The sequence below is a fragment of the Fundidesulfovibrio sp. genome (assembly GCF_058402725.1).
Genome location: NZ_JBZVFJ010000064.1, coordinates 1 through 21,233 on the forward strand (window position 1 = coordinate 1; position 21,233 = coordinate 21,233).

19 protein-coding genes are annotated in these 21,233 nt (G+C 63.5%); 16 read left to right on the forward strand and 3 right to left on the reverse strand.

Annotation, left to right across the window (positions count from 1 at the left end):
• Nucleotides 1–66 precede the first annotated feature (66 nt).
• On the forward strand, nt 67–636 hold the full coding sequence (locus tag ACV4UX_RS09945) for a DUF547 domain-containing protein (RefSeq protein WP_491593134.1): 570 nt from the start codon (nt 67–69) through the stop codon (nt 634–636).
• Nucleotides 637–1,089: 453 nt separating this feature from the next.
• Nucleotides 1,090–2,883 (forward strand): P-loop ATPase, Sll1717 family, encoded by a 1,794-nt coding sequence (locus ACV4UX_RS09950; RefSeq protein ID WP_491593135.1) that lies wholly within the window; start codon nt 1,090–1,092, stop codon nt 2,881–2,883.
• A gap of 50 nt (nt 2,884–2,933) precedes the next feature.
• On the opposite strand, the gene ACV4UX_RS09955 is transcribed toward ACV4UX_RS09950, so the two are convergent.
• The 3 genes from ACV4UX_RS09955 to ACV4UX_RS09965 all read right to left on the reverse strand — a co-directional run bounded on the left by ACV4UX_RS09955 (nt 2,934) and on the right by ACV4UX_RS09965 (nt 5,326).
• The gene (locus tag ACV4UX_RS09955; protein WP_491593136.1) at nt 2,934–3,578 is read right to left on the reverse strand and encodes a TIGR04282 family arsenosugar biosynthesis glycosyltransferase; all 645 of its coding nucleotides are present in this window, start codon (nt 3,576–3,578) and stop codon (nt 2,934–2,936) included.
• A gap of 102 nt (nt 3,579–3,680) precedes the next feature.
• Nucleotides 3,681–4,622, reverse strand: a complete 942-nt coding sequence (arsS, locus tag ACV4UX_RS09960; RefSeq protein ID WP_491593137.1) for an arsenosugar biosynthesis radical SAM (seleno)protein ArsS — start codon at nt 4,620–4,622, stop codon at nt 3,681–3,683.
• Nucleotides 4,619–5,326 (reverse strand): TIGR04283 family arsenosugar biosynthesis glycosyltransferase, encoded by a 708-nt coding sequence (locus tag ACV4UX_RS09965; RefSeq protein ID WP_491593138.1) that lies wholly within the window; start codon nt 5,324–5,326, stop codon nt 4,619–4,621. Before ACV4UX_RS09965 ends, arsS begins: the two co-directional genes overlap by 4 nt.
• Before the next feature lie 108 nt (nt 5,327–5,434).
• Between ACV4UX_RS09965 and ACV4UX_RS09970 the strand changes: the two genes are divergently transcribed.
• The 14 genes from ACV4UX_RS09970 to ACV4UX_RS10035 all read left to right on the forward strand — a co-directional run bounded on the left by ACV4UX_RS09970 (nt 5,435) and on the right by ACV4UX_RS10035 (nt 20,899).
• A complete protein-coding gene (locus ACV4UX_RS09970) occupies nt 5,435–6,133 on the forward strand; it encodes a type 1 glutamine amidotransferase (protein WP_491593139.1) in 699 nt (232 codons plus the stop codon).
• Between the two features lie 32 nt (nt 6,134–6,165).
• Entirely contained in the window at nt 6,166–7,365 is a 1,200-nt protein-coding gene (locus ACV4UX_RS09975) for an MFS transporter (RefSeq protein WP_491593140.1), read from the forward strand.
• 65 nt (nt 7,366–7,430) lie between these two features.
• On the forward strand, nt 7,431–7,871 hold the full coding sequence (locus ACV4UX_RS09980) for a hypothetical protein (protein WP_491593141.1): 441 nt from the start codon (nt 7,431–7,433) through the stop codon (nt 7,869–7,871).
• Between the two features lie 470 nt (nt 7,872–8,341).
• Nucleotides 8,342–10,336 carry a GNAT family N-acetyltransferase gene (locus ACV4UX_RS09985; protein WP_491593142.1) on the forward strand — a complete coding sequence of 665 codons (1,995 nt, stop codon included), beginning with the start codon at nt 8,342–8,344 and terminating at the stop codon, nt 10,334–10,336.
• An 878-nt stretch (nt 10,337–11,214) separates the two neighbouring features.
• On the forward strand, nt 11,215–12,012 hold the full coding sequence (locus tag ACV4UX_RS09990) for a 2-amino-3,7-dideoxy-D-threo-hept-6-ulosonate synthase (protein WP_491593143.1): 798 nt from the start codon (nt 11,215–11,217) through the stop codon (nt 12,010–12,012).
• A 10-nt stretch (nt 12,013–12,022) separates the two neighbouring features.
• A complete protein-coding gene (locus ACV4UX_RS09995) occupies nt 12,023–12,994 on the forward strand; it encodes a 3-dehydroquinate synthase II family protein (RefSeq protein ID WP_491593144.1) in 972 nt (323 codons plus the stop codon).
• A gap of 2 nt (nt 12,995–12,996) precedes the next feature.
• Entirely contained in the window at nt 12,997–14,133 is a 1,137-nt protein-coding gene (gene pheA, locus ACV4UX_RS10000) for a prephenate dehydratase (RefSeq protein WP_173083573.1), read from the forward strand.
• A gap of 21 nt (nt 14,134–14,154) precedes the next feature.
• Nucleotides 14,155–15,468 carry a 3-phosphoshikimate 1-carboxyvinyltransferase gene (gene aroA, locus ACV4UX_RS10005; RefSeq protein WP_491593145.1) on the forward strand — a complete coding sequence of 438 codons (1,314 nt, stop codon included), beginning with the start codon at nt 14,155–14,157 and terminating at the stop codon, nt 15,466–15,468.
• Nucleotides 15,465–16,400, forward strand: a complete 936-nt coding sequence (locus ACV4UX_RS10010) for a prephenate dehydrogenase/arogenate dehydrogenase family protein (protein WP_491593146.1) — start codon at nt 15,465–15,467, stop codon at nt 16,398–16,400. Before aroA ends, ACV4UX_RS10010 begins: the two co-directional genes overlap by 4 nt.
• Nucleotides 16,397–17,809, forward strand: coding sequence for an anthranilate synthase component I family protein (locus ACV4UX_RS10015; protein ID WP_491593147.1), 1,413 nt, complete (start codon nt 16,397–16,399; stop codon nt 17,807–17,809). Before ACV4UX_RS10010 ends, ACV4UX_RS10015 begins: the two co-directional genes overlap by 4 nt.
• Nucleotides 17,790–18,362: an anthranilate synthase component II gene (locus ACV4UX_RS10020; protein WP_491593148.1), complete on the forward strand. Its 573-nt coding sequence runs from the start codon at nt 17,790–17,792 to the stop codon at nt 18,360–18,362. The genes ACV4UX_RS10015 and ACV4UX_RS10020 overlap by 20 nt, the downstream gene beginning before the upstream one ends.
• Nucleotides 18,363–18,370: 8 nt before the next feature.
• Entirely contained in the window at nt 18,371–19,105 is a 735-nt protein-coding gene (locus ACV4UX_RS10025; protein ID WP_491593149.1) for a hypothetical protein, read from the forward strand.
• 32 nt (nt 19,106–19,137) lie between these two features.
• The gene (trpD, locus tag ACV4UX_RS10030; RefSeq protein WP_491593150.1) at nt 19,138–20,136 is read left to right on the forward strand and encodes an anthranilate phosphoribosyltransferase; all 999 of its coding nucleotides are present in this window, start codon (nt 19,138–19,140) and stop codon (nt 20,134–20,136) included.
• Nucleotides 20,129–20,899, forward strand: coding sequence for an indole-3-glycerol phosphate synthase TrpC (locus tag ACV4UX_RS10035; protein ID WP_491593151.1), 771 nt, complete (start codon nt 20,129–20,131; stop codon nt 20,897–20,899). The genes trpD and ACV4UX_RS10035 overlap by 8 nt, the downstream gene beginning before the upstream one ends.
• Nucleotides 20,900–21,233: the final 334 nt, after the last annotated feature.

Below are 21,233 nucleotides of genomic sequence, written 5' to 3' on the forward strand. Positions count from 1 at the left end.
TGAATTACGAATAGTTGGAAGGTCTATTGAGGCGTTTTACCGTGCAGGGGTCTCTTCCTGGAGCGCATGGCAGCCGTTGATCTGGAGACCCTGCCCCGCGCCGAGGCCCTGGCCGCGGCCATCAACCTCTACAACGCCGCCACCCTGGCCCTGGTGCGAGACCACTGGCCCGTGGCCTCCATCCGCGACATCGGGGGATTCTTCGGCTCGCCCTGGAAGCTCCGCTTCGTGCGCACCGCCCGGGGCCTGATGACCCTGGACGAACTGGAACACGGCTTCCTGCGCCCGCGCTTCAGGGAGCCGCGCGTGCACGCGGCCCTCAACTGCGCCTCGCGGGGCTGCCCGCCCCTGGCCGGGGAGCCCTTCGAGGCCTCGCGCCTGGACGAACAGCTGGACCGCGCGGCCCGGGCCATGCTCTCCGTGCCGGACCGGGCGCGCCTGGAAGGCCGGACGCTCCATGTGAGCGCCATCTTCGACTGGTATTTCGATGACTTCGGCGGCAACACGGGCGTGATCGCCTTCGTGGTCCGCCACGCCCCGCCCGAGTTGGCCGGGCCACTGGCCGCCCTGGACCCTCAGGCCGTGACGCTGCGTTTTTTGCCCTACGACTGGTCCGTGAACGGGCCGGGGCCTTGACCAGATGGCTTCTGATGCTCTCTTCCAAAACTCGTCACACGCGTCCTCCACTCGGACACTTCGCTTCGCGTTCTGAACACTGCCAGCCGCCTATTTATCATACTAGTTTGCTGCATTGCAGATAACTAATCAAACCATCCCGTATACGAAAAACACTACAGGCTTAGTTTAATTCTACGCCTTGCCAGCTAACCTTCGAATGAGCTTCAAGAATCAGCATTCCATCAGGCAGCAGCCATTACATTACATTCTACTGGGTGTTCCGTCTCAGCAGCATATAGGCACACTATGTTAACAATTCGCAGAACACACGCAAATGGCTGCGCATAGCCATGAACAAACACATATCTATATGTGCAAACAGTAATGATTTCACTTGCAACCCAAGTCAGCTGCGTCTATTATATTCAATCGCACTTACTAAGAAACCTTGTTCTCGAAAAGGACATACCTATGACCCTCCTTGAAAAGTACAAAAGCATTAGGGCTGCCTTTGGAGAGATAAAAGCCGAGAAGGATACACTTCTCCGAAATCATCCAGAGGTTTTTGTCAAGTCGGACACATTTTCCAAACTGATTGACTCTGATGTCTTCATCCTGATCGGAAGGAAAGGCGTTGGAAAAACAGCCCTGATTGAACAATTCACCAGACAGGAGGGAGAATCATACACAATAACCATTGAAATGGATGCTGACAATTCACAGTTCACTTCACTATACAGGATACTATTTTCAACTCTTGACGGGAAGATTGGAAAAGACATCGACAGCCTTGTCGAATACCAACGCTTTTTCTCGACTGTATGGACCGCAGCCATCCTCAGTTATTTAATGATCAAGTTGGTTAACACCCCCCAAGTAATGGAAAAACACGGCAAAGAATATAAGATATTGCTAAAATATCTTAACCAGAAACTTGGAAAAAAAACATACTACTCAACATACTCCGACCCACAGAACTTATTGCCAATCTACCTTGAGTTAGCTGTCAATCTAATCGAAGACTTATTGACTCACAGTAGGACGATAGGCACCTTCCTTTCGAGGCTTGCTGCGAAATTTTCTGAATCCATTCAATCTCGGCTTATCCCTAACCGTGCCATCAACGCGCTTCACACAATACTTGCGAATGGGAAATATCGAGTCCTTATCACACTAGACAAATACGACGACTTCATTGACTCAATTGCCGAAAATGATTTAGCATTTATGCGGTACGCCAAGGCACTTCCCAACGAAGATGAGCGCTTAAAAGAAAGAACGCGTATCGTTCTATTCCAAAGGAATATGCTTAGGGGACTGCTGCTTGCGGCCCGAATGATAAAGGACGACAAACACTACAGTAATATTGACATGGCTTTTGCAATACCGCACGACAGGTTTCAAGAACTGAACCTGCGCGAAATTGCACAGTTCCAGGTCGCCCACAGCGCTAGAATCGAGTGGAATCCACTAGACTTACTTTTATTCTTTGTCAAAAGGTGTCATGTGGCGCTAGGCAAGACAAAGCCAATATCTTCAACATCAGACCTCCTCAAGGAATACGAAGAATTATTAAAAGAATTACAAATAGAAAAAAGAGTCGACAATCCAAACTCCAAAACGTCGGAGGATTTCTTCCTATTCATCGTTCGACATTCACTTTGGCGTCCACGCGACCTTCAACGTTATTTGCTGTCTTTTTTTAACTCAATAATAAACAACATAGAGGCTGGAAACAAGTCTATCGACACACCTGCAATAATCCGCTCAATCGTCAAATCAGAATCACAGGAGATAGTGACAGGAGAGTTTATCAACGAATTCCTCCTCGAATATCCGCTTCTTGCCGACGTTCTATCTAGATTTAAAAATTCAGCCAACATAATCTCAACATCTGCAATCCGGGACAAAATACTAACAACTGAGACCAGACTCTCAGAAGCGCCTTTAACTAGAGATGAAATTATAATGCGGCTATACTCCATAGGCTTTTTGGGCGTCCAAAACGGAACAACACACGACAGGGCAATATGCGTTCAGCAGGGTACTCATTGGATATATTATGAATTTTATTACAACAAATACATCGACCACGTCAATGCATTTTTTGAGGGAGGCACTAAAATCAACGCCGACAGAAAATGGGTTATACATCCGCTTTTTTACGAGAGGCTCAGCATACTTCAAAACTCAGAATTTACTATCCACCAGATGGAATGGCCAGCACTATGCGCAGAGTATGCAGCATCATGCGCCTTGAAGTGATCGAACCATGAAGTTGAATAACTTTCACCCTTAGCGACCCCTACCGCACATTACGAACCAAAAATTGTTTTTGTTCTTAACGCGCCCTGGCAAGGGGCTTCGGCCAATAATCGCAGGTCGGCCAGGGTGTCCACGTCCGCCAGTTCCGGCAGAAGGAGGGGGTCGAGGGGGGCCATCACCTCCAGGGTGCGGGCCAGCAGGCCGGGCTCGCTCCAGGGCATGCCCCGGAAGGCCCGGGGCAGGAAGTTCCCCCGGGTGAAGCCCACGGCCCAGTAGCCGCCGTCGGGGGAGGGGCCGAGACACGCGCGGCCCGCGTGCAGGCCCTCCACCAGGAGCCCCGCGGCCCCGGGCGTGAGGCACGGCACGTCGGAACCCACGGCGGCCGCCGCGTCGCAGCCTGCCGCAAAGGCCCAGGCGAAGGCGTTCTCCAGCCGCTCGCCCAGGTGCGCGCCCCGCTGGGGCACGCACTCCCGTCCGTCCCCCAGCCAGCGGCGGACCAGGGGGATCTCCCCGCCCGGGTCCACCAGCAGGACCACCCGCGCGCCCGCCCCGTCCAGCGCCTCCAGCACGTCCTCCACCATGGCCCGGTAGAGGGCCAGAGCCGTCCTGTCGCCCACGTCGCGGGCCAGACGGGTCTTCACGCGCCCCTCCAGGGGGGCGCGCAGCATCAGGAGCAGACGGACGTCAGCCCTCACGTCCCCTCCGTCCCGGGTCCGGAGGGATGATCCCCACGGTCCAGGGCAGCGCCCTGGCCGCCGGAGGCGTCGTCCCGCCCGCTGTCGGAAACCTCCCCGCGCTCAGGCCAACGACCCCTGGCAGCTGGACCCCGCCCCGGCCGTGCAACCCAGGCAGTGCGCCCCGGTGACCACCGTGCGCCCGGCCAGGGCCTCGCGGTCGAAGGCGTCCAGGTGGTCGGGCGCGCCGTGGTTCACGCGCAGGCCCAGGGCCTGGTTGAAGTCGCAGTCGTAGAGCGCGCCGTCCCAGCCCACGTTCACCTGGCGGCGGCACATGAGCCCGGGCAGCGTGGCGGGGTTGAAGGCGTCGCGCAGGAGCTTCCAGTAGCCCTGGGCCTGGCCCTTGGCCTCCAGTTCCTCCAGGTAGCGGCCCAGGGGCATGTTGGCGATGGCGATCAGGCGCGAGAAGGCCACGCCGTGGGGAGCCAGCTCCTTGCGGTAGGCGTCCTCCAGGCTCTTCTGGCACGGCGGCAGCCAGGGACCCAAGGGGTGGTTGAACACCAGGTCGAGCGCCGGGCCGCCTGGGGCGGCGTAGCCAAGGGCGTTCAGGCGGCGCATGGCCGAGAGCACCTTGCGGTAGACGCCGGAGCCGCGCATGGGGTCCACGTTCTGCTCCAGGTAGCAGGGCAGCGAGGCCACCAGCCCCACCTCCAGCTCGCGGTAGAGGGCCGGGAAGTCCTCGAAGCCCGGCTCCTCCAGGATGGCCAGGTTGCTGCGCACCTGCACGGCCAGGCCCGCGCCCCGCAGCCTGCGCAGGAAGTCCGGCAGGCCTGGGTTCATCTCCGGCGAGCCGCCGGTCACGTCCACCAGGGCGGGCCGCACGGACAGGGCCGCCGCGACGGCCTTGTCCAGGGTTGCGCGGTCCATGAGCTCCTTGCGGGCCGGGCCGGCCTCCAGGTGGCAATGGGTGCAGGAGAGGTTGCACCGAAGCCCCACGTTCACCTGGAACACGTCCAGGCCTTCTGCGCGGATGGCCCCTCCGGCCAGTTCCTCGAATGCGTTCACGGAGTGTCCTCCTCGGTGCAGGGCGGGTAGTCCCGGGCGAGACGCTCCGGGGACGCGCCCAGCAGGTAGCGGGCCATGATGCCCCAGTTGGCGAAGGTGCGCCGCCAGACCCCGTCGGCCTCCCAGCGCCGGGCCGAGGCCGTGCAGCGGCCCTGGGCGAATCCTGCGCGCATCCCGGCGCGACGGGCGCGCACCATGAGGTTCACGTCCTCCAGGATGGGGATGTCCGCGTAGCCGCCCAGGGCGCGGAAAACAGCGCGTTCCATGAAGATGGCCTGGTCGCCGTAGGGCACGCCGGTGAGCCGCGAGCGCAGCGTGGCCGCCAGAGCCACCAGCCGAAGCGACCACTTCCCGGAGCGGATGGCCAGGCCGAAGGCTCCGATCCTGCGTCCCGTGGCCAGCACGCGCTCCATGGCGGCGAAGGCCCCGGCGGGCAGGGCGCAGTCGGCGTGCAGAAACACCAGCACGTCCCCAGTTGCCACGGCGGCCCCGGCGTTCATCTGGCTGGCCCGGCCGCGCGGGGCGCACAGGGCCGTGACGCCCGGGCGGTCCAGGGCGGCCAGGGTGTCGGCCCCGGGGCGTCCGTCCACCACCACGATCTCCACGGGCAGTCCGTAGCCCACGGCGCGCACGTGGTCCACCAGGCGGTTGATGCGCGCCGCTTCGCCAAGTACCGGCACGATGACGGAATAGCTCGGGGACATGCCGACCCGTGCATAACAGCCGGGCGCGCGCCGCGCAAATCCCGCCGCCCAGGTTCCCCCTTGACCTGGGCCGCGATCGGGTCCATCAACCGGACCGAGGAGCCGCCCATGCGCATCGCCACCATCGAGCACGTCCCCTTCGAGGGCCCCGCCAACATCGCCGTCTGGGCCGCCCGGCGCGGCCACGAGCTGGACCGCCGCCTGCTCCACGCGGGCCACGCCCTGCCGGAGCCCGGGGAGTTCGACCTCCTCGCGGTGATGGGCGGCCCCATGAGCGTGCACGACGAACTCGAATTCCCCTGGCTTGCCGACGAGAAACGCTGCGTGAAGCAGGCCGTGGCCCGGGGCCGCAGCGTGCTGGGCGTGTGCCTGGGCGCGCAACTTCTCTCCGAGGTGCTGGGCGGCCACGTGACCAGGAACCCCGCGCGCGAGATCGGCTGGCATCCCCTTTCGGCCTCGCCCTGGGCCGCGTCCTCGCCGCTCATGCGGGGCATCCCCGCGCGCTTCACGGGCTTCCACTGGCACGGCGAGACCTTTTCCCTGCCCAAGGGGGCCACGCTGCTGGCCTCCAGCGAGGCCTGCGCCCACCAGGCCTTCGGCGTGGGCGGCAAGCTGGCCGGGCTCCAGTTCCATTTCGAGACCACCGCCGAGAGCATGGAGGCCCTGATCGACCACTGCGGCGACGAGCTGGCCCCCGCGCCCTTCGTGCAGGACGCCGACGCCATGCGCCGCCTGGCCCCCCTTCACCTGCCGGACCTGGAGGCCATGCTCTTCACCCTGCTGGACAACATGGCCCGGGAGGCCTGATCCCCCGCCGGACCGCGACCCGCACCCGATCCATGACCTCCGCCAAGGGCCGCGAGCCCCTCTTCACCGCCGATTTCCTCGGCCTGTGCTGCATCGTCTTCCTGGCCTACTGCAACCACACGGTGTTCTACAGCCTGGACGTGCACCTGGCGCGCCTGGGCATCGAGCCGGGATGGCGCGGGCTGCTCATCGGCGCGTCGTCCCTCTCCACCATCGCGGCGTACCTGGCGCTCTCGCCCTCCACCACCACGGCCAACGCCTCCCGCCGCGCCTGCGCCGGGGCCGTGCTGCTCATGGCCTGCGGATCGGCCTATCTGGCGGCCGCCGACCCGTGGTCGCTCCTGGCCGTGCGCCTGGCCAACGGGCTGGGGGTCTACCTCCTTTCGGCCTCGGCCATGACGCTCCTGGTGGAGCGCATCCCGGCCGGACGCAGCGCCCAGGCCTTCGGGATGTACTCCATCGCCATGCTCCTGCCCTACTGCGTGGTCCCCGCAGTGTTCGACGCCCTCTTCGCTCAGCCGGGCTCCCTGGCCCGGGGGTACATGGCCATGTCGCTGTGCCTGGCCCCGGTGCTGGTGGTGGCCCCGGTCATCGGCCGCCGCGCCGGGGCGGGCCGCCTCGCGCCGCCCGCGCCCGTGGGCTATCGGGCCATGGCCCGGGGCGCGGCGCGCCCGCCCGTGGCGGCGGTGCTGGGGGTGTGCGCGCTCTACATCACGGTGTTCTCGGGGGTGTTCTTCCTCTCCAAAGCCTATTTCCAGACCCTGGCCGTGCCCGAGGTGGGGGCCTTCTTCATGGTGCAGATGGCCTGCATCATCCTGGTGCGCCTGGCGGCCAGCCACCGTTTCGACCGCATCCGCAAGATGCGGCTGATCGGCCTGTGCTTCGCGCTCTCGGGCGTGTCGTGCGCGCTGGCTGCCACGGCCTCGGGGCTGTGGCAGCTGCTGGCGGCGGCGGTGGTGATGGGCCTGGGCATGGGGGCGGGTTCCCCGGCCATGAACGCGCTCATGGTGGCCGTGTCGGAGCCGCGCATGCGCGGGGTGAACTCCAACCTGGCCACCATGGCCATGCAGGCGGGGAGCTTCATGGGGCCGCTGGTGGGCACGGCGGCGGTGCACGCCTTCGGCCCGGCGGGCTATCTGTGGCTGGGCGCGGGCATCTGCGCGGCCGGACTGGCCCTGTGCCTGGCGGCCATGCGCCTGGACCTGGACCGGGGCGACCCCGCCAGGGGCTGACGGGGGCGGGGCGTTGCTCCGCCCGAGTCCCGGCAGAATCCTCCAACATTGCTCAGACGGGGGAAATGATGGAATTCTTCGAATTCGCGGATGTAGCCACCACATCCGAGGGCATCCGCAACCTGTTGACCCTGGACGCCCTGCCCGGTCTCTGCGAGGAGATCGAGTCCGTGGACGAGGCCGAAGAACTCGGCCGCGTCGTCTATTTTCTGCAATGGGGCCGCTACCACATCCGGCGCGACGAAGTGATGGGCGGCGTCCGTTTCTGGGTGCCGGACTGCCCCAACGCCCTGGCCTGGACCGTAACGACGGGCTATCCGCCGCATCCCGCCAAGATCGTCCTGCACGCCACCTTCAACCGGACGACGCACGACCAGGAGTTCATCGACGCCACCAAGGCGCTGCTCTCCGCCCTCAAGGCCGGGCTGGAGGGAGCCCCCGGCGGGGCCGCGCCCCGGCCCGAGGCGCGCGAGCCGTTCATCGGGGATCTGCGCCGCAAGGGGTAAGGACTGGCGGTGGAGGCCCGGCGTCGCGGGCTCACCTTGCGCGTGCCCCCCGTGCTGGAGGCCCTGAAAGCTGCGGGATACCGCATCGCCCCCGGCCCTGGCGAAGCGCGCCCTGGAGCTGGCGGGGGGGAATGAGTGCGCACGACCTGGGCAGGTGCCCCTTTGAGTTCCGTACGCCCTCCTCTGAGTGTGGAGGGGGGCACCTCCTCCCCAAGTTCAAAAGTGCCTGTGAGCGACAGCTATCATCGGTGACAGTCCTATCCGACTCCAACAACCCGCTGGAATACGGAGCATCCTTCACAAAGGCTACACGCATATCACGTCAGCCACAACACTTCAGCCCACCCCAATCCCTGAGCTTGACAATGCGACACAATACAGTACCAACGTCCACAGGGACAAATCAAGCCAAGAATAATACACCACACCCGATCAATCATACAATATCGCCTAACAAAATCATAGCAACTATGAACTACTCTATTGTACGCATTAAAGACAATCCAAGCCTAATTGAAGACGTAATTTCACTAGGCGACAGTCATAAAAAAACCCTCGGTTTCCTCCCAGCACAAGCCTTCCGGGACTACGCAAGGGACAACCGCATACTTGTAGCTGTGTCAAACACCAACATCGTCATTGGATATCTCCTATTTGCTCCAAAGCAGAACAATATTTGCAGACTTGCCCACGTCTGTGTTGACAACGACTTTAGAATGTACGGAGTTGGATTCACCTTAATTGAGCACCTAAAAAAGATAACCTCACAACTCGATTCAATCACAGTTAAATGCCGTCGCGACTATGGGATTGATCACTTTTGGGAAAAAAATCAATTCATCGCCCAACACGAAAAGCCTGGACGCGGCCTCACAGACACAACGTTGACCCTCTGGATATACAGAAATAGACCTCACTTACTATCACTTAAACCTGAAAATACGAAATTTCTTGCAGTATTGGACATGAACATTGCGATAGACACAATGAACGACATCCATCGCGACAGACACTCTTTACTATCTTTCACATATGCCGATGAAATCGACTTCAGAATATCGCAACATTCGTTTGTCGAGGCAAACAGAAATACGGACAAGTTTTCTCGCGAACAAACCAGAGCCTTTTTGAACTCATTTCAACAACTAGGCCTATGCCAAGACCCAGAGATCAAGCACGGCTTAATTTCAATTCTCGGCCAAAACCACAACGACGATGCAGAGCATCTTGCATCTGCAGCATACAGCAAAGCAGACGCATTCATTACTAACGACGGCAGAATACTATCCCACGCAGAAGAAATCCAAAAAAAATATGGCATCACCATACACACTCCAAGCGAATTCATTATCAACTACTGCAGCAACAGCGGACGAAATCTATACTTCCCAGGATACATCAACAACCCAGAGATCATATTCAAACCCATTGACAACCTCAAACTCTCTGCATTATACGATAGCTATAAGGCTCCAAACGAAAGTAGACGCTCTTTCGTAAGCCAACTAGACTTCTCAAACACCAACACTAGCAACATATCAATATTCACAATCCTTGCACATTCAGAAGAAGTGGGTCTGTGCGCACAGACAAAATCAGGCTTATCCCTCGAAATCAAATTACTTCGCCTAAATAAATCAATAAAACACGCACACACCATTGCCACGCATGTTTTTGAAAACATTATATACAACTCACTCACACAAAAAATCGACAAAATCGTCATCACAGACAAACACTATGGTCGCCTACTTGAAAGATCTATAGCCGACGCGGGATTCATTAATGTTAACAACAACCCCTATAGAGCAATCCTAAAAGGGTTCATTTCAACGCAAAACGCACTAGAAAAATCTTTAATTGCAGACAATCAACCCGAACTCAGCAACGAAGACCTTTTTAAACTCGAAGCAGCGGTATGGCCAGCCAAAATAATAAGCCTCAATATACCAACATACATTATTCCTATCCAACCAAAATGGGCAAAGAATCTCATTTCAACAAAGTGGCACCAGCCTTCACTACTTGGATCATGCGACCTTATGGCTCAAACACTCAGAGTATACTATCGCTCAGCGAGGGGTATTAACATAACAACACCTGGCAGAATACTCTGGTACACTAGCCACGACAACGAGCACTGCACCTCAAAATGCTGCATCGCCACATCAGCAATAAACAGCGTAGAAATCGGGACAGCAAAAAGCTTGTTCACAAAGTACAACCGTCTCGGCATTTACTCCTGGGACGACATCCTCAGAACTGCAAACAACAACCCTCACAAAAATATTATGGCCATCGGTTTTTCAAAAACAGAGGTATTTCAGCACACTGTTTCATTCAAAACACTAGTTGATATCGTCCAGAAAAACGAACACAAGTCATTCAACCCAATTTCTCCCGTAGTAGTTGGCCACCAAACATTCATGGACGTTTATCAAATTGCAGCACACCATGGTAAGTAAAAGCATCCTCATTTCACTCAAAGAGATACATGCAAGAAACATTCAACTCGGCATAAAATGTGCCGAGATAAGAAGAACTTTTCCACGAATCAAACAAAACGATCGCGTCTACGTCTATGTTACATCACCAATCCAAAGGATTGCTGGATATTTCACAATAGATGAAGTCTTGCACCTGCCAGTACAGCAACTCTGGAACATGTCAGGAAAACAGTCGGCATTGACTATGCAAGATTTTTTTTCCTATCTCAACAACAAAGAGTCTGGCTTTTCAATACACTTCTCTAGGTTCTATCAATTCTCAACTCCAATCACCATAAAACACCTTCGAATCACACACCCACGCTTTCATCCGCCACAATCATTCGTTTACGTCGACAGCCACCTTGAAAACTCTATCCTTCACGACCAGAAGCTCCTAACAATTAATTGCACCTCCCCATAGCATTTGTTTTTTACAATTTAACTAAACACACCATAAAGCCCCATGCAAACGTTTTTACTGCCAACTCACCCCTCGCATAAACCTCTCCAACACAACATACTATAATTATCACTTTTATCTACTTCAGCTACTCCTTTGGGAATCTTACCACAGGCCCAGCCCCCCCCTTTTCCCATTTTTCGCATTCCCCCCTTGACACCCCCGCCGCCGGGCGGGTAGTCAGCCTGTCCATGCACTCCACCAACTTTACCGCTGGCTTCTTTTCCTGGTTTTATTTTTGGTTTAGCCGCGCCAGCGGTATCGGGAGTGGTGCACGGTAACGAAACGAATCGACCGGAAACCAAACCGAGGGCCGCTGGCATAAAGCCGGCGGCCCTCTTCGTTTACCAGGACCCCGGCTTATCCGGAGGCCGCAACCGCGGAGGATCACAAAATGCTCATCGGAAAAGCCGTACGCCTGGAACGCATCTTCAACCGCAACAACAACCGCACCATCGTCGTCCCCATGGACCACGGCGTCACCGTGGGCCCCATCGACGGACTCATCGACATGCGCGAGACCATCAACCAGGTGGCCGAGGGCGGCGCCAACGCCGTGCTCATGCACAAGGGCCTCGTGCGCTGCTCCCACCGCAAGCGCGGCCGCGACGTGGGCCTGATCATCCACCTCTCCGCCTCCACCACCATCTCGCCCTTCCCCAACGCCAAGACCCTCGTGGGCACCGTCGAGGACGCCCTCAAGCTCGGCGCGGACGGCGTCTCCCTGCACATCAACCTGGGCGACGAGACCGAGCGCCACATGCTCGAAGACTTCGGCCGCGCCACCTCCAAGGCCACCGAGTGGGGCATGCCCGTGCTGGCCATGGTCTACGCGCGCGGCCCCAAGGTGAAGAACGAGTACGACCCCTCCACCGTGGCCCACTGCGCCCGCGTGGGCATGGAGCTGGGCGCGGACGTGGTGAAGGTGCCCTACACCGGCGACGTGGAGACCTTCGCCAAGGTCTGCGAGTCCTGCTGCATCCCCGTGGTCATCGCGGGCGGCCCCAAGCTCTCCGACGTGCGCGACCTGGTCACCATGGCCCACGACTCCGTCCAGGCGGGCGGATCGGGCCTCTCCATCGGGCGCAACATCTTCCAGTACGCCCAGCCCTCCCGGCTGGTTCAGGCCCTGCACGGCGTGGTGCACCTCAACTGGGAGGTGGAACAGGCCATGGAACTCCTCAAGGACTAGGCGGGACATCGTGAAACAGGTCTGGTTCAAAGCCATCCCCTTCGAGAAGAAGCTCGTCACCCTGGCCCTTGAGTCGGGCGTGGACGCCGTGCTCGCGGAACCCCAACACGCCGACGCCGTGCGCGCCCTGGGCCGCGTGGAGGTCTTCACCCCCGAGGAGGCCGCCTTCGTGGCCCTGAACTCCAAAGCCGACGAGCAGACCGCCGTGGACGCCCTCAAGGACGGACGCAGGACCGTGCTCTCCCTGGGCTGGGAGATCATCCCCGTGGAGAACATCCTGGCCCAGGCCAAGGGGCTGGCCGTGGAGGTGGACGGGCTCGACCGCGCGCTCCTGGCCGCAGGCATCCTGGAACGCGGCGTGGACGCCGTGCTCGTGCTCCCCGAGGCGGCCGCCGACCTCAAGCGCATCGTCTCCGGCGTGAAGCTCTCCCAGGGGGCCATGCCCCTGGAGACGGCCGTGGTCACGGCCATCAAGCCCGCGGGCCTGGGCCACCGCGTCTGCGTGGACACCATGAGCGTGCTGAAAAAAGGCCAGGGCATGCTGGTGGGCAATTCGAGCGCCTTCACCTTCCTGGTGCACGCCGAGACCGAATCCAACCCCTACGTGGCCGCGCGCCCCTTCCGGGTGAACGCCGGGGCCGTGCACGCCTACGCCGTGATGCCCGGCGACCGCACCACCTACCTCGAAGAGCTGGCCTCGGGCGACGAGGTGCTCATCGTCTCGGCCACTGGCGAGACGAGCCTGGCCACCATCGGGCGCACCAAGGTGGAGGTGCGCCCCATGCTCCTGGTGACGGCCAGGACCGCCGAGCGCGAGGGCGCGGTGTTCCTCCAGAACGCCGAGACCATCCGCCTCACGCGGCCCGGCGGCGAGCCCGTGAGCGTGGTGGCCCTCAAGCCCGGCGATGAAATCCTCGTGCGCTCCGACCAGGCCGGACGCCACTTCGGCATGCGCATCGCCGAAGAGATCAAGGAAGGCTAGGCATGACCTCCAACACCGACGACCCCGCGCGCGACGAACCCCTCGTCGCCGTGCGCGACGCCATCGACCAGGTGGACCAGGACCTCCTGGCCCTGCTCAACCGCCGCGCCGCCCTCTCCCTGGAGGTGGGACGCCTCAAGGCCGGCAGCGACGAGCCCGTGTTCAAGCCCTTCCGCGAGAAGGAGGTGCTCGAAAAGCTCGCCCGGGAGAACCCGGGCCCCCTGCCCGACGAGCACCTGCGCTCCATCTACCGCGAGATCATGTCCAGCTCGCGCAGGCTCCAGCGCACCCAGAAGGTGGCCTACCTGGGCCCCGAAGGCACGTTCTCCTACTTCGCCGCCGTGAGCTACCTGGGCCGCTCCTCCGAGTTCACCCCCCAGCCGGGCATCCCCGAAGTGTTCGAGGCCGTGCACCTGCGCGACGCCGAACTGGGCGTGATCCCCCTGGAGAACTCCCTGCAGGGCACCGTGGGCCAGAGCCTGGACCTCTTCCTGCGCCACGAGGTGTTCATCCAGTCCGAGCTCTATTGCAAGATCAGCCACGCGCTGCTCTCCAAGGGTTCGGACCTTTCGCGCATCGAGGAGATCTACTCCCATCCCCAGCCCCTGGCCCAGTGCGGCGGCTGGCTCAAGGCCCACCTGCCCATGGCCCGGATCATTCCGGCCGAATCCACGGCCGCCGCCGCCCGGCGCGTGCTCTACAACCCCAAGGCCGCCGCCGTGGGCCACGTGAAGCTCTCCGAGATGCTGGGCCTCAACGTGCTGGCCAGCCGCATCGAGGACCTGCCCGACAACTGGACCCGCTTCCTGGTGATCGGACCCGCCGAGACCAAGACCGGCAACCGCGACAAGACCTCCATCCTCTTCACCCTGCCCGACAAGCCGGGCAGCCTCTCGGCCGTGCTCAACCGCCTGGCCGTGGAGGGCATCAACCTCACCAAGCTCGAATCGCGCCCGCTGCGCGGCGAGAAGTGGAAGTACGTCTTCTTCGCGGACCTCCAGTGCGACCTGGGCCGCGACGAGTTCAAGACCATGCTGGAGCAGCTGCGCCAGGAGCTGAACTCCCTGCGCATCCTGGGCAGCTATCCCACGGGACCCCACCTGGACGTTTCCGGGTCCGCCGTGCTGGAACGGGCCTGATCAACACATGAGGAGCACCGCGTGAACGCCCCCATCGACATCCAGGCCCCGGCCTCCAAGTCCGTCTCGCACCGCGCCTTCATCTGCGCGGCCCTGGCGGAGGGGACCTCGCTGGTCACCGACGCCCTGGAGTCCGACGACCTCATCCGCACCCGGCGCTGCCTCACGGCAGCCGGGGCCGTCTTCCGCAACACCGAGCGCGGCTGGGAGATCACCGGCACGGCGGGGCGCCCCACCGGCGGCATGAAACTCCCCGCCGACTGCGACGTGGGCGAATCCGGCACCACCTGCCGCCTGCTCACCGCCGTGCTGGCCGCCGGACGCGGCCTCTTCCGCATCCACGGCGAGGGCCGCATGCACGAACGCCCCATCGGCCAGCTGGTCAGCGCCCTCGCGCCCCTGGGGCCGGTGTTCGAGTGGGAGGGCAAGCCGGGCTTTCCCCCCTTCGTCATCCGCACCGAGGGCCTCTGCGGCGACCACGCCACGGTAAGCCTGGAGGAATCGAGCCAGTACCTCTCGGGCCTCCTGCTGGCCGCGCCCATGGCCCTGCGCCCCATCGTCCTGGGCGTGGGCGGGACCAAGGTGGTCTCCTGGCCGTACGTCTCGCTCACGCTCATGGCCATGGCCGACTTCGGCGCGGCCGTGGACGTGGAACTGCTCCAGGGCACTGAGTGGACGCCCACGCCCTTCACCGACGTGCGCGAGGTGGTCCCCGGCGGCATCCGCTTCCGCGTGCGGCCCACGCCCTACCGCGCCCGCTCCTACGCCGTGGAGGGCGACTGGTCCAACGCCTCCTACTTCCTGGCCGCCGGGGCCGCCGGGCCAAGGCCCGTGCGCGTCACCGGTCTGCGGCGCGACTCCCTCCAGGGCGACCGCGCCATCCTGGACATCCTCCAGGCCATGGGCGCGAACGTGGAGTGGGACGACGCGGGCGTCACCGTTTCCGGCCAGGGCCTGCGCGGCGTGGAGGTGGACATGGGCCACTGCCCGGACCTGGTGCCCACGGTCTGCGCCGTGGCCGCCCAGGCCCAGGGGCCCACCACCATCCGCAACGTGGCCCACCTGCGCATCAAGGAGTCCGACCGCCTGGAGGCCTGCGCCGCCGAGATCGCCCGCGCGGGCGGCGTCACCGCCACCTTCGCGGACGGCCTGACCGTAACGCCCGCGCCCCTGGAGAAGGAGCGGCCCGTCACCTTCTCCACCTACGGCGACCACCGCATGGCCATGAGCCTCTCGCTCCTGGAGCTGGCGGGCGTGGACGTGCGCCTGGACAAGCCCGCCTGCGTGGCCAAGAGCTTCCCCGGCTTCTGGGACCAGTGGAGGCTCGTGCGGTGAACGCGCCTTCCGCCATCGCCACCCTCGCCGTGGTGGGCGCATCCGGCAGGATGGGCCGCCTCTTCACGGCGCGCTGCCGCCGCGAGGGCCTGGCCTGCTTCGAGCTGGACGCCCCCCTGGACATGGACCAGGCCGCGCGCGCCCTGCCCCGGGCCGACTTGGTGCTCCTGTGCGTGCCCGCCCAGGCCGTCACGGAGGCGCTGCGCGCCCTGGCCCCGCTGATCCCCAAGGGATGCGCGGTGGCGGACATCTGCTCGGTGAAGGTGAGGCCCCTCGAAGAAATGCTCGCCCTGCACCCGGGCCCCGTGGTGGGCACGCACCCGCTGTTCGGCCCCGTGCCGCCCGAGGGCGAGGCCCCCCGCGTGGCCGTGTGCCCGGGCCGGGGCGAGGCGGCCTGTCTCCAGGTGGAGGAGCTGCTCGGCCGCCTGGGCTTCGCCCCCTTCCGCACCACCGCCCACGAGCACGACCGGGCCATGGCCTACGTGCAGGGGCTCAACTTCGTCTCCACCGTGGCCTACCTGGCGGCCCAGAGCGCCCACGAGGGCTTCGAGCGCTTCCTCACGCCCTCCTTCACCCGCCGCCTGGAGGCCTCGCGCAAGCTCATCCTGGAAGACGCAGAGCTCTTCCGCCTGATCTTCGAGGCCAACCCCCACAGCCTGGAGGCCGTGCGCAGCTTCCGCAACTACCTCAACGTGGCCGCAGGCGGCGACCTGGAGCTCCTGGTGGAGCGCGCCAGGTCCTGGTGGAGACAGCCCGCCCCCGCCCCAACCTGCAACCGCGACGACGCTCCGGCCCCCGAACACGGGATTCCAAAGGGGCTCGCCCCTTTGGCCGCCGGAGGCTTCTCCCACGACAGCGCCCCCGCGCCCGACAGAGCGGCCGGGGAGACTCCCCCGGCCCCCACACGCCCCAACAAGGACGACACGCCATGATCGAGTTCATTCAGGAAGCCAAGTGGCTGCCCGCCGACGTGCAGACGCCCATCAGCCTCTACCTGGGGCTGGTGGGGGACCGTCCGGGCATTCTGTTCGAGTCCGCCGAGGTGGACGGACGCCTGGGCCGTTATTCGATCCTGGCCTGGGATTTCCGCCTCTCGGCCAACTGCCAGGACGGCAACCTGGTGGTCACCACCCGCGACGACCGCCTGAAGCCCCTTGAGGAGCTCACCGGCCGCCCCTTCCTGGAGGGCGTGCGCGAGCTGATGCGGCGCATCCGCGTCTCGCCGCCCGAGGGCTTCGCGGACCTGCCCGCCATCACCCGGGGGCTCTACGGCTATTTCGGCTACGCCTCGGCCGCGCTCTTCGAGCCCAAACTCTCCAGGGTGATCCCCTCCAAGGACATGGAGGTCACGCTCGTGCTGCCGGGCCACGTGGTGCTCTTCGACCACCTGCGCCACCGCTGCTGCCTGCTCTCCCTGGGCGGGGGCATGCGCCCCAAGCTGGACGCCTCGGCGGTGCTGCGCTCCTCCGAAAAGCCCGAGATGGGGGGCGTGCTGCACCATCCGGGCGAGCAGGCCTTCCTGGCCGGAGTGGCCAAGGCCAAGGAGCTGATCCGCCAGGGCGAATGCATCCAGGTGGTGCTCTCCAACCGCTTCCACGCGCCCTTCTCGGGCGACCCCTTCGCGGTGTACCGCAGGCTGCGCCAGGTGAACCCCTCACCCTACATGTTCTTCGTGCGCCTGCCGCGCATCACGCTTGTGGGCTCCTCGCCGGAGTTCCTGGTGCGCTGCGTGGACGGCGCGCTGACAACAGCGCCCATCGCGGGCACGCGACCGCGCGGGGCCGACGAGGCCCAGGACGACCTCCTGGCCCAGGACCTGCTGGCCGACCCCAAGGAGCGCGCCGAACACGTGATGCTGGTGGACCTGGGCCGCAACGACCTGGGCCGCATCGCCAAGCCCGGCAGCGTGCGCGTGGAGAAATTCATGCAGGTGGAGAAGTTCTCCCACGTGCTGCACCTGACAAGCTATGTGACGGCGAAGCTCAAGGACGGCCTGGACGCCCTGGACGTGATCGGCTCCGTGTTCCCGGCGGGCACGGTGTCGGGCGCGCCCAAGGTGCGGGCCATGGAGATCATCGCCGACACCGAGACCATCCCGCGCGGGCCTTACGCCGGAGCCATCGGCTGGCTGGGCCTGGACCCGGACCGCGTGGACCTGGACACGGGCATCCTCATCCGCACCATGTGGTTCCGCGACGGCATGGTGCACTGGCAGACCGGCGCGGGCCTGGTCTACGATTCGGACCCCGCGAAGGAATGGCAGGAGGTCCACAACAAGGCCCGCGTGCTGGCGGAAGTGCTGGCCGGGGAGGAGGAAGGCGATGTTTTTACTCATAGATAACTTCGACTCGTTCACCTTCAATCTGGTGCAGTACTTCCAGCAGCTTGGGCTGGACCCGGTGGTGAAGAAAAACGACGACCCGGACGTGCTGGAGCTGGCCGACTCCGGCAAGGTGGAGCTGTGCTGCATCTCGCCCGGCCCCAGCCGCCCGGAGAACGCGGGGCTCTGCCTGGAGTTTCTGAACCACCTGCCGAAAAAGACGCCGCTTCTGGGCGTGTGCCTGGGGCATCAAATACTCGGGCATTACGCCGGGGCTCCCGTGGTGGTGGCCGACCGGATCATGCACGGCAAGACGAGCCAGGTGACGCACCGCGAGAGCGGGCTCTTCGAGGGCGTGTCCAACCCCATGGAGGTCTGCCGGTATCACTCGCTCCTGGTGCTTGCCCACAAGGCCCCGGAGAAGCTGGAGATCACCGCCTGGACCGACGAGAACGAGGTGATGGGCCTGCGCTGGAAGGACCGCCCCTGGGTGGGCGTGCAGTTCCACCCCGAGAGCGTGCTCACGCCCGAGGGCATGCGCATGCTCAGGAACTTCCCGGAGAAGATCGCGTAGGCGCGCCCATGCCCCTTCAGATCCGCCATCTCTCCCCGCAGGACGTGCTCGGCCACGAGACCACCCTGTGGAAGTATCTCTCCTTCGAGAAGTTTCTCGACTTTCTGCTGCTCAAGCGCCTCTACTTCCGGCGCTCCGACAAGCTCTCGGACCCCTTCGAGTGCCTCGTGCCGCCCGAGATGCGCTCCCCCTGCACGGCCATCGCCCTGCCCCCCGAGGAGCTGGACCTCCTGGCCGCCCACGAGCGCTACATCAACTCCGCCCGGCCCAAGGTGTTCCTCAACTCCTGGCACATCAACGAGTACGAGTCCGAGGCCATGTGGAAGCTCTTCGGCGGCCAGGGCCACTCCATCGCCATCCGCACCACCTTCGGGCGCATGCTCGCCCAGCTGGCCGCACACGACCTCACCGCAGGCAAAGTCCTCTACAAGGACATGATCAAGGACGACTGCCGCATCGCGGACCTCTTCGACTTCGCCCTGCTCAAGCGCAAGCCCTTCGAACACGAACGTGAGTTCCGCCTGATCTACATCAACGAACAAGGCGACGAGAACCCGAGGCTCCTCGACGGCCTGGGCCTGCACATCCCCGTGGAGCCCGCCGAACTGATGGACGCCGTCTACGTCTCGCCCCTCTCCGAACCCTGGCAGTTCGAGCTGACACAGACCATCGTGACCGGCCAAGGCCTCTCCGACCGCCTGATCCGCTCGACGCTCTTCAACCTTCCGGGAACCCGGCGCTGACGCCGCACGCCCCGTCAACAAGGAGCCCCTCCATGGAAGTTCTCGAACACCTGGCCCTCGGCAAGAACCTCTCCGAAGCGGAAGCCCTCGCCTCCTTCCGCGCCATGTACTCGGGCGAGATGCCCGCCTCCTGCGTGGGCGCGTTCCTCATGGGCCTGAAGACCAAGGGCGAAACAGGCCTGGAGATCGCCTGCGGCGTCAAGGCCGCCCTCGAAGAGGCGCGCCTCGTGCCCGGCCTCGCCGGGCCGCGCATCGACACCTGCGGCACCGGCGGCGACAACACCTGCTCCTTCAACTGCTCCACCGCCACCGCCCTCTACCTGGCCGCCCTGGGCCACAAGGTGGTCAAGCACGGCAACCGCAGCGTCTCCTCCACCTGCGGCTCCGCCGACGTGGTGGAATCGCTCGGGCTCACCCTCACCGTGGAGCCCGAGGCCGTGCCCGCCCAGCTGGACGCCCAGAACTTCGCCTTCCTCTTCGCCCCCAGCTACCACCCGGCCTTCAAGCGCATCATGCCCATCCGCAAGGAACTGGGCGCGCGCACGCTCTTCAACCTCATGGGGCCGCTTTTGAACCCCGCGCGCCCCACCCACCAGCTGCTGGGCGTGCCCACCGCCTCCTTCGTGCCCCTCATCGCGGAAGCCCTGGCCCTCTCGGGCGTGCAGCGCGCCGCCGTGGTGCACGGCGCGGGCGGCTTCGACGAAATCTCCCCCTTCGGCCCCGCCGAAGTGGTCTGGATCCGCGACGGCTGGACGCGCCGCGAAACCCTCGACCCCACCGCCCTCGGCATCCCACGCCACAAGCTCTCCGAGGTGGCCGTGGCCAACAAGGACGAAGCCGTGGCCGTGCTCCTCGAACTGCTCCAGGGCCACGGACCCGAAGCCATGAAGGACATGCTCGCCCTCAACCTGGGCTGCTGCCTGCACCTGCTCGAAGACGGCCTCCCCCTCAAGGACGCCGTGGCCAAGGCCCGCGCCGCCATCGACCAGGGCAAGGCCGCCGCCTTCTGGGAAGGAAAGATCAATGCTTGAACGCTTCCGCCAGGCCAAAGCCGCCGAGATCGAACGGCTCCTCGCCCTTGAGGACGAAGGCCGCATGCCCCCGCCCTTCGAGGGCGAGCGCCCGGACTTCCTGCGCGCCCTCTGGGACGTGGGCCCCGGCGCGGTGATCGCCGAATACAAGCGCGCCTCGCCCTCCAAGGGCGACATCAACCTGGCCCTCGGCCCCGAACAGGCCGCCCAGGCCTACCGCGACGCCGGGGCCGCCGCCCTCTCCGTGCTCACCGAGGAGGACCACTTCAAGGGCAGCCTGGACTTCCTCGCGCGCATGGCTCCCGCCGGGCTGCCCCTGCTGCGCAAGGACTTCATCCTCCACCCCGTCCAGGTGATCCAGACCGCCGCCACCCCGGCCTCGGCCTTCCTGCTCATCGCGCGCATGTGCGAACAGGAAGAGCTGCGCGAAATGCTCGCCCTGGGCATGGCCTTCGACCTGCCCGCCGTGGTGGAAGTGTTCGACGAGGCCGACCTGGACAAAGCACAAGCCCTGGACCCCGACATCGTCCAGGTGAACAGCCGCGACCTGGACACCCTGGCCACCGACCTGGCCCGCAGCGAACGCCTGGCGCGCCTCAAGCCCGAAGGACAACTCTGGATCGCCGCCAGCGGCATCGTCGGCCCCGACGACGTGGACCGCATGGTCCAGGCCGGATTCGACGCCGTGCTGGTCGGGACGTCGCTCATGAGCGGGGCAGACCCGGGCGCGGCGCTCAAGGCGCTGACGCGGAGGACGGGATGACGGAGAATATGCCTCCGGCGGCCAAAGGGCTACGCCCTCTGGACTCCCGCTCCGCTTCGCGGGCTTCACCGGATGCGTCGTCGTCGGACGGGCGGCTGCGCCGCCCCCCGCGCGGGAATTCGCGCAAAGCCGCGAATCCCCGCGCGGGGGGCCGTGGCGCTTCGCGCCAGGGGATTGTGAGCACGAATCCTCTTTGGGCTTCTGAAAACAGATTCCTTGTGCATCGCCGCTTGCGGCGATGGCGGTCCGCCGGGATAAGCGCCTGCTTTGAGGCGCGTTCCTGGCGGGTGTCTGCTGCTTGCGCCCGGCCGTCTCCGGCGTGGCTGGTGAAGCC

What these genes read in the sequence shown, in the direction of transcription:
- ACV4UX_RS09975 (WP_491593140.1), top strand. Translation starts at nt 6,166, where the DNA reads ATGACCTCCGCCAAGGGCCGCGAGCCCCTCTTCACCGCCGATTTCCTC.
- ACV4UX_RS09970 (WP_491593139.1), top strand. Translation starts at nt 5,435, where the DNA reads ATGCGCATCGCCACCATCGAGCACGTCCCCTTCGAGGGCCCCGCCAAC.
- ACV4UX_RS10035 (WP_491593151.1), top strand. Translation starts at nt 20,129, where the DNA reads ATGCTTGAACGCTTCCGCCAGGCCAAAGCCGCCGAGATCGAACGGCTC.
- ACV4UX_RS09945 (WP_491593134.1), top strand. Translation starts at nt 67, where the DNA reads ATGGCAGCCGTTGATCTGGAGACCCTGCCCCGCGCCGAGGCCCTGGCC.
- ACV4UX_RS10025 (WP_491593149.1), top strand. Translation starts at nt 18,371, where the DNA reads ATGCCCCTTCAGATCCGCCATCTCTCCCCGCAGGACGTGCTCGGCCAC.
- ACV4UX_RS10020 (WP_491593148.1), top strand. Translation starts at nt 17,790, where the DNA reads ATGTTTTTACTCATAGATAACTTCGACTCGTTCACCTTCAATCTGGTG.
- ACV4UX_RS09985 (WP_491593142.1), top strand. Translation starts at nt 8,342, where the DNA reads ATGAACTACTCTATTGTACGCATTAAAGACAATCCAAGCCTAATTGAA.
- ACV4UX_RS09950 (WP_491593135.1), top strand. Translation starts at nt 1,090, where the DNA reads ATGACCCTCCTTGAAAAGTACAAAAGCATTAGGGCTGCCTTTGGAGAG.
- ACV4UX_RS10015 (WP_491593147.1), top strand. Translation starts at nt 16,397, where the DNA reads ATGATCGAGTTCATTCAGGAAGCCAAGTGGCTGCCCGCCGACGTGCAG.
- ACV4UX_RS09990 (WP_491593143.1), top strand. Translation starts at nt 11,215, where the DNA reads ATGCTCATCGGAAAAGCCGTACGCCTGGAACGCATCTTCAACCGCAAC.
- ACV4UX_RS09965 (WP_491593138.1), bottom strand. Translation starts at nt 5,326, where the DNA reads ATGTCCCCGAGCTATTCCGTCATCGTGCCGGTACTTGGCGAAGCGGCG.
- pheA (WP_173083573.1), top strand. Translation starts at nt 12,997, where the DNA reads ATGACCTCCAACACCGACGACCCCGCGCGCGACGAACCCCTCGTCGCC.
- ACV4UX_RS09980 (WP_491593141.1), top strand. Translation starts at nt 7,431, where the DNA reads ATGATGGAATTCTTCGAATTCGCGGATGTAGCCACCACATCCGAGGGC.
- trpD (WP_491593150.1), top strand. Translation starts at nt 19,138, where the DNA reads ATGGAAGTTCTCGAACACCTGGCCCTCGGCAAGAACCTCTCCGAAGCG.